Source organism: Beutenbergia cavernae DSM 12333, from assembly GCF_000023105.1.
Taxonomy (GTDB): Bacteria; Actinomycetota; Actinomycetes; order Actinomycetales; family Beutenbergiaceae; genus Beutenbergia; species Beutenbergia cavernae.
In genome coordinates this window covers 1,301,700-1,312,703 of record NC_012669.1, presented here as the reverse complement: position 1 = coordinate 1,312,703, position 11,004 = coordinate 1,301,700, and the positions used below count along the sequence as shown (strand labels likewise).

The 11,004-nt window shown below is 72.6% G+C and carries 8 protein-coding genes; 4 read left to right on the top strand and 4 right to left on the bottom strand.

The genetic code is table 11. The features are described 5' to 3' along the window. The first annotated feature begins 224 nt into the window (after nt 1-224). The 4 genes from BCAV_RS05885 (at nt 225) to BCAV_RS05870 (ending at nt 4,636) form a co-directional block, all read left to right on the top strand. On the top strand, nt 225-1,478 hold the full coding sequence (locus BCAV_RS05885) for an LCP family protein (RefSeq protein ID WP_015881667.1): 1,254 nt from the start codon (nt 225-227) through the stop codon (nt 1,476-1,478). A gap of 47 nt (nt 1,479-1,525) precedes the next feature. Continuing rightward, the gene (locus tag BCAV_RS05880) at nt 1,526-2,656 is read left to right on the top strand and encodes an LCP family protein (RefSeq protein WP_050761669.1); all 1,131 of its coding nucleotides are present in this window, start codon (nt 1,526-1,528) and stop codon (nt 2,654-2,656) included. Nucleotides 2,657-3,111: 455 nt separating this feature from the next. After that, nucleotides 3,112-4,203, top strand: coding sequence for an LCP family protein (locus BCAV_RS05875; protein ID WP_015881665.1), 1,092 nt, complete (start codon nt 3,112-3,114; stop codon nt 4,201-4,203). 19 nt (nt 4,204-4,222) lie between these two features. Continuing rightward, nucleotides 4,223-4,636, top strand: coding sequence for a CoA-binding protein (locus tag BCAV_RS05870; protein ID WP_043348753.1), 414 nt, complete (start codon nt 4,223-4,225; stop codon nt 4,634-4,636). A gap of 3 nt (nt 4,637-4,639) precedes the next feature. Here BCAV_RS05870 and BCAV_RS05865 read toward each other — a convergent pair whose 3' ends face one another. The 4 genes from BCAV_RS05865 to BCAV_RS05850 form a co-directional block, all read right to left on the bottom strand. Then, the gene (locus tag BCAV_RS05865; protein WP_015881663.1) at nt 4,640-6,073 is read right to left on the bottom strand and encodes a UDP-glucose dehydrogenase family protein; all 1,434 of its coding nucleotides are present in this window, start codon (nt 6,071-6,073) and stop codon (nt 4,640-4,642) included. 64 nt (nt 6,074-6,137) lie between these two features. Beyond that, complete coding sequence (locus BCAV_RS22915) at nt 6,138-7,700, bottom strand: glycoside hydrolase family 26 protein (RefSeq protein ID WP_015881662.1); 1,563 nt, start codon at nt 7,698-7,700, stop codon at nt 6,138-6,140. Beyond that, entirely contained in the window at nt 7,693-9,288 is a 1,596-nt protein-coding gene (locus tag BCAV_RS05855; protein ID WP_015881661.1) for a glycosyltransferase, read from the bottom strand. The genes BCAV_RS22915 and BCAV_RS05855 overlap by 8 nt, the downstream gene beginning before the upstream one ends. A 392-nt stretch (nt 9,289-9,680) precedes the next feature. Then, a complete protein-coding gene (locus BCAV_RS05850; RefSeq protein WP_015881660.1) occupies nt 9,681-10,928 on the bottom strand; it encodes an acyltransferase family protein in 1,248 nt (415 codons plus the stop codon). Between the last annotated feature and the right edge of the window lie 76 nt (nt 10,929-11,004).

Here is an 11,004-nt window from a genome sequence, read left to right as displayed (position 1 = left end):
CGCTACCCGTTCCGCTCCCCGCCCCTGCTCGAGCCCTCGGTCGCGCGCCACCGACCTCGAGTGCGGTGTGTGCGCCCGAGTGTGGGCCGGTGCGCACCGCACTCGGACGCACGCACCGCACCCGACGCCCTCCTCCGTCTCGGCGCCGGCGTGCACGAACCCTTCACGAGATGCGCCCGCTGCCAGCGATCGCTCCGCGCACGCCCCGCCTAAGATCTTGGACGATGCCCACGACCTCCGACGCCGCCGTGCGCCGTGGCCCCCGCCACTCGAGCCGGATGCGCTCCCACCGGTTCCTCCGCGGCCTCGCGGTGGCGGTGATCGGCGTGCTCGCGTTCTCCGGAACCGGCGCCTACGCGGTGTACGACGCCCTGCAGAACAACATCAACAACGGGTACGACCTCGACGACATCCTCGGTGCGCACGAACCCACCGACGGGCCGTCCACGCCGTCCGACCCCAAGGCCGGCGAGGCGTACAACATCCTCGTGCTCGGCTCCGACAGCCGCGGCGGCGACAACGCCGGAATCGGCGGCGAGTTCGAGGGGATGCGGTCGGACACGACCCTGTTCGTCCACATCTCGGCCGACCGCTCGCGCGTGGAGGTCGTCTCCATCCCGCGTGACCTGCTCGTCGACGTGCCCGCGTGCCCGCTCCCGGACGGATCCGAGACGTACCCGCAGGACGCCGGCACCGACGACGACGGCACCCGCTTCAACTCCGCCTTCTCCCTCGGCGCCCAGACGGGCGACATCGGGTTCGGCGCCGCCTGCGCCGTCCTCACCGTCCAGGAGATGACGGGGATGCGCGTGGACGACTTCGTGGTGGTCGACTTCACGGGCTTCCAGAGCATGGTCGACTCGATCGGCGGGGTGCCGATGTGCATCCCGGAGCCGATGCAGGACCCGAAGTCCGATCTCGACCTGCAGGCCGGCGACCAGACGCTCAACGGGCAGCAGGCGCTGGCGCTCGCCCGGGCCCGACACAACGTGGCGGGCAGCGACGGCAGCGACATCGGCCGCATCGACCGGCAGCAGGAGCTGCTCGCCGCGATGGTGCGGCAGGTGCTGTCGAAGAACATCATCACGGACTCCGGCGCGCTGTTCTCCTTCCTCAACGCGGCGACGGCGTCGCTCACCACGAGCGAGGGGATCGGCTCGATCACGACGATGGCCGGCCTCGCGAACTCGTTGCGCGCCCTGCCCGCCGACGGCGTCATCTTCACGACCGTCCCGTTCGACTGGGCCGGCAACGTCGTCACGCAGAACGACGCCGGCGCCGTCCTCTGGGAGCGCATCGCGTCCGACCAGCCGATCTCGACGCCGGAACCCGACCCGACCACCGGCGCGACGCCGTCGGACTCGCCCGCCGACACCGGGGGCGAGACGGCCGGCGGCGAAGGGACCGACCCGACCACCGACGAGTCGACCGAGCCGTGGGACGTCACCACCGGCGAGGACGAGGCGGTGTGCGGGTAGAGCCGCGACACGCCACGCAACGCCGGAGGCGGCCGCTCCTGCGCCCGGTGGGCCTCGCGTCGCTCGCGATCGTGCTGTTCGCCGGCACCGCCACCGGGGCCGCCCTCCAGCAGCTGCAGGGGAACGTGCAGATCGCCGACGTCGACTCCGTGCTCGGCTCGGACCGACCGAGCGCACCCGAACCCACCGATCCCGGCGCCGGGCGTCCGCTCAACCTGCTCCTGCTCGGCTCCGACACGCGCTCGGGGGACAACGCGCAGATCGCCGCAGAGGACGCCGCCGGCCCGGACATGCGCTCGGACGTCACGATCCTGCTCCACGTGTCAGCCGACAGGTCCCGCGTGGAGGCGGTCTCGATCCCGCGTGACTCGTGGGTGACGGTGCCGCCGTGCGAGCTGCCCGACGGGTCGCAGAGCGAGCCCCGCACCGGCAAGTTCAACCAGGCGTTCGCGATCGGCGGGGCGAGCGGCGACGTCACGTACGCCGCGGCGTGCACGATCCGGACGGTCGAGACGCTGACGGGGATACGCGTCGACGGCTTCCTCGCCATCGACTTCCTCGGGTTCCGCGGGATGGTGGACGCGCTCGGCGGCGTCTCCGTCTGCCTCCCGGAACCGATCGCCGACCCGGACGCGAACCTGTACCTCGACGCCGGCGAGCAGGTGCTCGACGGCGACCAGGCACTCGGTCTCGCGCGGGCGCGCAAGACGATCGACGACGGGAGCGACGTCAGCCGGATCGACCGGCAGCAGCTGCTGCTCGCGGCGATCGCGCGGCAGGCGACACAGGCGGAGCTGCTGACCGACACGCCGCGCCTGTACGCGTTCCTGGACGCCCTGACGTCCTCCGTCACGGCCGACCCGCGGTACGGGTCGTTGACGAGTCTCGCCGGACTCGCGTCGTCGATGCGCGGGCTCGGCGCCGAGGACCTCACGTTCGTCACCGTGCCGTGGGTGCCTCGCGGGGACGGGGCCAACGTGCTCTGGTCCGACGACGCCGACACGCTCTTCGCGGCGGTCGCCGCCGACACGCCGCTCACCGTGACGCCACCGCCCGGCGTCGATGCCGGTGGGACGCCCGCGCCAGAGCCCAGCCCGACAGGTGTGACCGGCACCCCGAGCCCGTCCGGCCCGGCGTTCACGGGGATCACCGGGACCGCCGAGCCCGCCTGCCCGTGAGCGGGACGGCACCCGAGCCGCGGCGGGCGGGCTCGGCGGCACCCGACGCCGCCCAAGATCCGCACCACCCCCGCCGGGCCTTCACGGAATCCGGGCATCCGGCTCGTACGCTCGAGGCCTGACGTGTGCGCCGACGACCGGCCGAGCGCCGGCACCGAGGAGGAACCGTGAACGACGAGCACGAGGAGGCACGGGCGGCGCGATCGCGCGCGAGCCGCGCCCGATCCGGGGGCTCGGCGCAACCGGTCGGAGTCGGGCCCGTACGCCGACCCGAGGCACCCCGCAGCCCCGCGAACCCGCCGCCCGCCTCGTCGACGCCCGGTGCGGCCGCGCGTCCGCCCAGCTTCGAGCCCGGCTCCGGGCGGCTGCGTGCCGCGGCTCCCCCACGACCCGCGACGACGGCGCCCGCGCGCCGGTCGGCCGCGCCCCCCGCCGAGACGAGCCGCACGCGCGTCATGCCCGCAGGGAACGCTCCCCGCCCGGCGCCGGCGCAGCACCCCGTCCGCAACGACCCTCCGCGCCCGACGCAGCCCGGGCCGACCGGGCGCCCCCCGACCGGCGGGCCGCCCGGCGCCGGCCGGCAGCACACACGCGGGACGTACATCCGGCGGCGGATCACCGTCGTCGTCATCGTCGTCCTCGTGCTGCTCCTCGCGTGGCCGATCGGCCTGCTCATCTGGGCGGACGGCAAGATCCAGCACACCGAGGCACTGTCGACGGCGGCGGACACGCCCGGTACGACGTACCTCCTCGCGGGGTCGGACAGCCGTGACGACGGCTACCTCGCGGGCGACACGACGTCGGGCCAGCGCACCGACACGATCATGCTGCTCACCGTCCCGCCGAGCGGGCCGACGTCGCTGATCTCGCTCCCCCGCGACACGTACGTCGCGGACATCCCCGGCTTCGGTCCCGGCAAGCTCAACGCCGCGTTCGCGCACGGCGGCGCCCCCCTCCTCGTGCAGACGGTCGAGGGTCTCACCGGGATCACCGTCGACCACTACGTGGAGATCGGGATGGGCGGCGTCGCCTCGCTCGTCGACGCGGTCGGCGGCGTGGAGCTCTGCTACGACGCCGACGTGAACGACCCCGACTCCGGCATGGTCTGGACGGCCGGCTGCCACCACGCCGACGGCGCGTCGGCGCTCGCGTTCGCCCGCATGCGCAAGCAGGACCCGCTCGGCGACATCGGGCGGGCGATCCGGCAGCAGCAGGTCATCGAGGCCACGACCGCGGCGATGAACAGCCCGAGCAACTTCGTGCTCCCGACGCGGCAGGTGGCGCTCATCGACGCCGGTACCGGCGCGCTCGTCACGGACCCTGGCACCGGGATCCTCGACCTCGGGCGCATGGCCCTCGCGTTCCGCACCGCGACGGGGCCGGAGGGCGTGCGCGGGACCCCGCCGATCGCCGACCCGGACTACCGGCCGGGCGGGAACCTCGGATCCACGGTCCTGCTCGACCCGGAGGCGGCGCCACTGTTCTTCCAGCAGGTCGTCGACGGCACCCTCCCCGAGCCGACGCCGACGCCCACCGACGCCGGCTAGGGACGCCGCCGTGACCTCGGTGCAGCACGAGAACGATCCAGCGGTGGTCCGCCGGCTCCTCACGACGCCGGGCCGGTGGGCCGTCGTCGGGCTCTCCACGAACCGGGCGCGAGCGGCGTACGGCGTCGCCGCCTACCTGCAGGGCCACGGCATGGAGATCGTCCCTGTGCACCCGCGCGCGGAGGCCGTGCACGGCGCGAGCGGCTACGCGACGCTCGCCGACGTGCCCGGCGAGATCGACGTCGTCGACGTGTTCGTCAACTCCACGCTCGCCGGCGGCATCGTCGACGAGGCGATCGCACGCGGCGCGCGCGCCGTGTGGCTCCAGCTCGGCGTCGTCGACCACGCCGCGGCGGCACGTGCCCGCGACGCCGGCCTCGCCGTCGTCATGGACACGTGCCCCGCGATCGAGGGACCGCGCCTCGGCCTGTGAGGTTCAGGCCGCGACGCGCCCCAGCCCTGCGAACTCCCAGCCCGCGGCGCGCATCCGCTCCGGCGAGAGCTTCCCGCGCGCGTCGATCATCCGCGGGGTCGGGGTGAGCCCGGCCAGCGCGGCCGGATCGGCGTCGAGGAACTCCTGCCACTCCGTGAGCAGCAGGACGACGTCGCTCCCCTCCACCGCCTCCGCTGCGCTGCTCGCGTAGGAGAGGGTCGGGAACGTGCGCCGCGCGGTGTCCGCCGCCTCGGGGTCGAAGACGGTGACCTGGGCTCCCCGCAGGTGCAGCGCGGCGGCGACGTTGAGGGCCGGCGAGTCCCGCACGTCGTCCGTGCGTGGCTTGAACGCCGCACCCAGCACGCCGACCCGGCGGTTGAGCACGGAGCCGCCGCACGCCGTCGTCGCCATCTCGATGACGCGTTCCCGCTGCGCCATGTTGATCTCGTCGATCTCCTGCAGCAGCCCAGCCGCCCGGTGTACGCCGAGCTCGCGCGCGCGGTGCATGAGAGCCCGGATGTCCTTCGGGAGGCATCCCCCGCCGAACCCGAGTCCGGCATCGAGGAACTGGCGCCCGATCCGGGGGTCGTGACCGAGCGCGTCCGCGAGCACGGTGACGTCGGCGCCGGCCGCCTCGCACACCGACGCGATGGCGTTGATGAACGAGATCTTGGTCGCGAGGAACGCGTTGGCGCTCACCTTGACGAGCTCCGCCGTCGGGAGGTCGCACTCGACGACCGGCGCGCCGGCGGCGATCGGCGCCGCGTACAGCTCGCGGAGCAGGCCGGCGGCCCAGGGGCTCGCACCGCCGACCACGATGCGGTCCGGGTGGAGCGTGTCGTCGACGGCCTTGCCCTCGCGCAGGAACTCCGGGTTCCACACGAGCTCGGCACGCACCCCCGCCGGTGCGAGCTCGGCGACCAGCGCGCGCAGCCGGGCCGCCGTCCCGACCGGCACCGTGGACTTCCCGACGATCAGCGCATCGTGGGTGAGGTTCTCCGCGATCGACCGCGCAGCTGCCTCCACGAAGCGCAGGTCGGCGGCGTGGGAGCCGCGCTGCTGCGGCGTGCCCACGCAGATGAAGTGGATGTCGGCGTCGGCCGCGGCTGCTGCCGCATCCGTGGAGAAGCGCAGCCGCCCGGTCGCCACCTGCGCCGAGAGGAGCTCGGCGAGCCCGGGCTCGAAGAACGGCACCTTGCCGAGCTCGAGCGAGCGCACCTTGTTCTCGTCGGTGTCGACCCCGACGACGTCGAAGCCGAGCGAGGCCATCGCCGCGGCGTGCGTGGCACCGAGATAGCCGGTGCCGACGACGGCGACCCGGCGCCGCGCGGTCGGCTCGTCGGTACCGAGGGCGCTGACGGCGGGGACAGGAGCCGGGACAGCGCCGAGCGGGTCGGCGAGCGGCGGACGGGACAGGCGGGTGAGGGAACGGGACATCGTGGACCTCCGGAGCGTGGGTGGGACGGTGGCCGATGGGTGAGGTGGGAGGTAGGGGTCGGGGTCACGGGTCGACGGGATCGCCGCCGAATCGACGGCCCTCCACGGCGATGCCCTCCGCGAACGCCGCCAGGGAGTCCCGGCGGGAGTCGACACGCCAGTCGTTGGTCGCGCGTTCCCCCTCGACGTACGAGGTCACGGCGAGGTTGAACCAGGAGAAGCCGATGATGTCGTCGTTCGCCGGATCGTCGAAGGCCGCGAAGAAGTCCTCGATCCACGCCGGCTTGTTGTCGCCGGTCTCCGAGGCCCCGATCTCGGCGAGGATGACCGGCTTGTCGGCGATCCCGCGCAGCTGCTCCAGCGTGCGGCCGAACGTCTCGTCGAACGTCGACTCCTCGTAGCTGCCCGGCGGGCGCAGGTAGCCCGACATGCCGATCCAGTCCACGTACTCGTCGCCGGGGTAGAGCGAAGCCATGTGGGCCGGGTCCTGCAGCGACGTCGGCAGCCGGTCGATCCGGTTCGGTGCCCAGACCCAGATGACGAGGTCGTTCGCCCCCTCAGCCTCGAAGATGTCGTGGACGTGGCGCCACACGGCGGCGTAGTCGCCCGCGCGGTTCCCGTTGATCGGGTTGCCCTGCCCGTCGGTCTCGGCCCACGGGTACCAGTTGCCGTTCATCTCGTGGTTGAGGCGGATCGCGAGCGGCTTCCCGGTCGCGACGATGTCGCGCGCGAACTGCTGGAGGTACGGGTCGAACGCCCCGGGGACGCCTGCCTCGGGGTCGCCGAGGATGCGCGGCAGCGAGTACTCCGGCTCGTCCACGGTGTCGTTCGCGGCGGCGATGGGCCGCGACTCCCACGTCATCATCGGCAAGAACCCGCGCTCCCAGGCGCGGTCGACGGCGTCGGCGCGGAACCCCTCGTCCCAGCCCTGGAAGTAGCCGACGAGCGACGGCAGCCGGCCGACCCGCGTCGCGGTGTCGTCCCAGGTCGCCCAGTTGAACGGCGCCTGCTGGGTGTACATCCCGTAGTACCGCTCGGCCGGGTCGATGAGCTCCTCCCGCGTCGGGATCCGCGGTGCGGGGTCCGGCGGGGGTGCCGGCGCCGGGTCCGGTGCCGGGTCCGGCGCCGGGGCGGGCGCGGGGGCAGGCGCCGGGGCGGGCGCAGGGTCCGGCGCGGGGGCGGGGGGCGATCCTCCGGACGCCGAGCCGCCCCCGCTCCCGCCGCCGCTCCCGGCGTTGCCGGACGGGACGGCGTCGGACGCCATCGCCTCGAGCTCGCCGACGCGACCGCGCAGCTCGCCCGCCGCCTGCTCGGCGTCGATCTTGCCGTCGAGCCGGCTCGAGGCGAGAGCGTCCGCCTGATCCCGGTGGTCCCGCGCCGCGCCGAGCGCATCCTGCGTCTCGCGGAGCTCCGCCTGCAGCGCGGCGTTCTCGAGCGCGAGCTCTGCCTCGCGGTCCGCGGCGCTCTCCTCACCCGTGATGGCGGACCTGGCTCCGGGCGACAGCCACACCACGACCGTGACGATGGCGAGCAGGATCGCGAGCGCGGCCGCAGCGATCCGAGGACGGGCGAGGCGTGATCCGGTACGTCCGGTGAGCCACCAGGTGGCGGTCGTGACATCAGACATAGAGCAGGGCCTCCAGAGCGAGGATGAGCGCGGCGATGCCGTACGGGACGGCCGCGAGGGGGTTGAGGCGACGACGACGACGGCTCGGTGGCCGGGCGCTGACGCGCCGGCTGCGTGTCGGTGCCGGCGCCACTGTGTCGAGCTCGGGTTCGGCGGGCCGAGTGGCGACGGCGGCGCCGCCCGGACGCGCGGGGTCGTCACCGTAGGAGCCGAGGATCAGCTCGTCGAAGGCGTCCCGTTCGTGCGGCACGGGGTCCGGGGGTCGGGCCGGCTCCCGATCGACGACCTCCAGCTCGCCGGACGCGAGCGACGCACCGGCGACGGCGTCTTCCTCCGCCCGTCCGCCGGCGTACGCCCCGGCCCGGGTCCCCCATCCGCTCGCGTGGGCCATCCGTACGAACCCGAGCAGGCGGATCGGCATGAGGAACAGGGTCGAGACCACGATGAAGACCGGGAGCCGGACGAAGTCGCTCGGCTTCTCCTGCAGGTGCCGCACCTGGCGGATCGCCATCGAGAGCACCGACGAGGCGATCATGAGTCCGAGCACCCACACCAGACCGGTGCTGACGCCGTAGGTCTCGAGGATGGCCTGGTAGAGGTTGACGCCGGTGCCGCTGACCGCCCGGTAGATCCAACCGGCGATCGTGCCGAACAGCAGGAACGGCAGGATGATGTCGACGAGGAAGAACACGGCGAGCACGGGGGCGTGGCCGAGCATCCACGGCAGCATCCGCAGGGTGTTGTACTGGCTCCCGCGGGCCCAGCGCAGCTGCTGCTTGAAGAGCTTGCGCACCTGCAGCGGCGCGTCCGTGTAGACCAGGCTCGAGTGCTGGTAGACGGTGCGGTAGCCCTCCTTGAGCGTGAGGTTGGTCAGCGTCCGGTCGTCCGAGACCTCGAGGAAGACGCCGAGGAACTCCTCGGTCATGAACTTCGGCATGACCCGCATGAGGATGTTGCGGCGGAACGCGATGGTCCGACCCGGGAGGCACCCGACCTGGCCGAGTGCGCTCTGCGCCGGCATCGAGTACAGGGCTCGGGTGTTCTCGAGCCAGTCGGCCCACCGCGTGATCCACGACCGCTCCGGCTCGAGGATGCGCTGGCGGGTCGTGACCCCGCCGACCCGCGCGTCCGCGAACGGCTTGAGGAGCTCCGGCAGCGTGCCCGGGGTCCAGACCGTGTCCGAGTCCACGAGGACGGTGATCTCACCGCGTGACAGCGCCGTGCCGATCTTCACGGCGTTGCGCTTGCCCGGGATGGGTGTGTGCACCCAGCGCACGGCGGGGCCGAACTCGTCGCAGATCGCCTCGAGCGTCGAGTTGCGGGCGCCGTTGATGACGACGATGACCTCGTCCGGGCCCTGCTCGACGATGCGGGTGAGCACGTCGCGGAAGAGGTCCTCGGGCTCGTCGACCACAGGGACGACGACGCTGCTCGTCGCCTCGTGCGGCTCCGTCCACCCGCGGTAGCGTCGCGAGAGCACGACCTTGACGAGCCACAGCGCCCAGACGATCAGCGAGAAGACGGCGAACAGATGGATTTCGGACTGTTGTTCGAAGGTATGCCGCAGCTGGAGCAGGAAGATGAACATGGGCCCCCACGCCTCATGGCGATGACAACTGACGACTGTCCTCGTCGCCGTTGTCGAGCCAGCGTGAACGGTCCGTGCCGCCCCGATCGACCGAACCGCACCTGCCCCCGCGAGCCCGGTCTGTCGCTACCCCACTCCGGCCTCCGCCGGTGCCTCCATCGTGGGGACGACCCGTCACCGGGGCCAGGGGCCGGGCCCGAGTGTGACGCACACCACGCCGCGTTCACTGAGTTAACTGGGGGTCTCGCTTGGTGCGTCTACGCCCATCAGCTGGTGCAATGTTGACCTGAGGAGACCTGATCGCTGACACCGAGATCAGGTTCTCCTGCCTACCGCCGTCGTCAGGTCAGGGATCCGTCATTCACGAACGGGTCACGACGACGAGCGTCGTCTCACGATCCGAGCTCGACGGCACCGTGCGAGGCCACGGGGTGAGGTCGCGCGCTCCGCCCGGCGAGCCGGACGCGTTCGCAGAACCGCAGGACGGCGTCGCGGACCGCGGGTCCGAACCGACGCTCGACGGCGTAGTGGACGAGCGCGGCCGCCATGAGCGAGAAGCCCAGCGCCGCCAGGAGCACCACCCACGACGGCAGCCGGGACGCGAGCATCGACGTCACCCACCAGCCCCAGTACTGGTGGATGAGGTACAGCGGATACGTCAGCGCACCGCCGAGCGTGAGCACGGCTCCGAGCCGCCGGGAGCGCGAACCGAGGTGCGCGGCGCGACCCCAGCTGACCGCGGCGACGGCTGCCACGCAGGCCACCACGAGCACCGCCATCAGCGGACGCGACGGCGCGTTCTCGGTGTTCTCGCTGATCGTCGGCACGAGCGAGGAGTCGAGGTAGGCCACGCCGAGCCCGGTGTTCACGAGCAGGATCATCCAACGGAGCACCGTGTGCCCGTGCCGGTGGATGAGGAAGATCGCCATGCCGGCGGCGAAGAAGGGCGCCTCGTTCGCGATCAGCCAGTACGGGAGCACCCCGAGGTCGAGCTGCAGGGCGATGAGCGCCACGAGCGGCCACAGCCCGGCGACGAGCTCGATCCGCCGTCGTGTGATCCCCACCAGCAGGAACACGAGGACCAGGAGGTAGAACCGCATCTCCACCCAGAGCGTCCAGTACACGCCGTCGACGTGCGAGATACCGAACGCCCGCTGGAACATCGTGAGGTTGACACCCGCCGTCTCCCAGCTCACCGACCGCCCGGGGTTCCAGATGGCGATGAGCAGCGTCGCGGTGGCGAGGACCGCCACCCAGTACGCCGGGAAGAGTCGCCCCGCCCGGGAGGCGAGGAAGTGCGGCACGTCGCGCCCCCACGCCGTCATGAGGATCACGAAGCCCGAGATCACGAAGAAGAGGTACGGCCCGAGCGCGCCGTAGGAGGCGACGACGCCGATCGGGCCGACGGCGTCCGTCACCTGCTCGCCCCAGGTCTGGTCCTCGTACCGGGCGTACGCGGCGAAGTGGTAGAGCACGACCGTGACGGCGGCGACGAAGCGCAGACCGTCGAGGCCACGGAGCCGTGGCCGGCTGCTCGGTGCGGCGGGAACGGGGAGGGGTCGAGGGAGCCGGACGACGCTCGCGGGTGTGGTCGGTGCGTCGGGTGCGGCGTCCGGAACTGTCGTTGGCGTCGCAGGCATCGCCGTCCACGTTAAAGGTCACGAACCGATAACGCCCGGTGATTTCATGGAGATCGTGTGAGGGCGGCGGTGACTC

What these genes read in the sequence shown, in the direction of transcription:
- BCAV_RS05865 (WP_015881663.1), bottom strand. Translation starts at nt 6,073, where the DNA reads ATGTCCCGTTCCCTCACCCGCCTGTCCCGTCCGCCGCTCGCCGACCCG.
- BCAV_RS05850 (WP_015881660.1), bottom strand. Translation starts at nt 10,928, where the DNA reads ATGCCTGCGACGCCAACGACAGTTCCGGACGCCGCACCCGACGCACCG.
- BCAV_RS05855 (WP_015881661.1), bottom strand. Translation starts at nt 9,288, where the DNA reads ATGTTCATCTTCCTGCTCCAGCTGCGGCATACCTTCGAACAACAGTCC.
- BCAV_RS05875 (WP_015881665.1), top strand. Translation starts at nt 3,112, where the DNA reads ATGCCCGCAGGGAACGCTCCCCGCCCGGCGCCGGCGCAGCACCCCGTC.
- BCAV_RS05885 (WP_015881667.1), top strand. Translation starts at nt 225, where the DNA reads ATGCCCACGACCTCCGACGCCGCCGTGCGCCGTGGCCCCCGCCACTCG.
- BCAV_RS22915 (WP_015881662.1), bottom strand. Translation starts at nt 7,700, where the DNA reads ATGTCTGATGTCACGACCGCCACCTGGTGGCTCACCGGACGTACCGGA.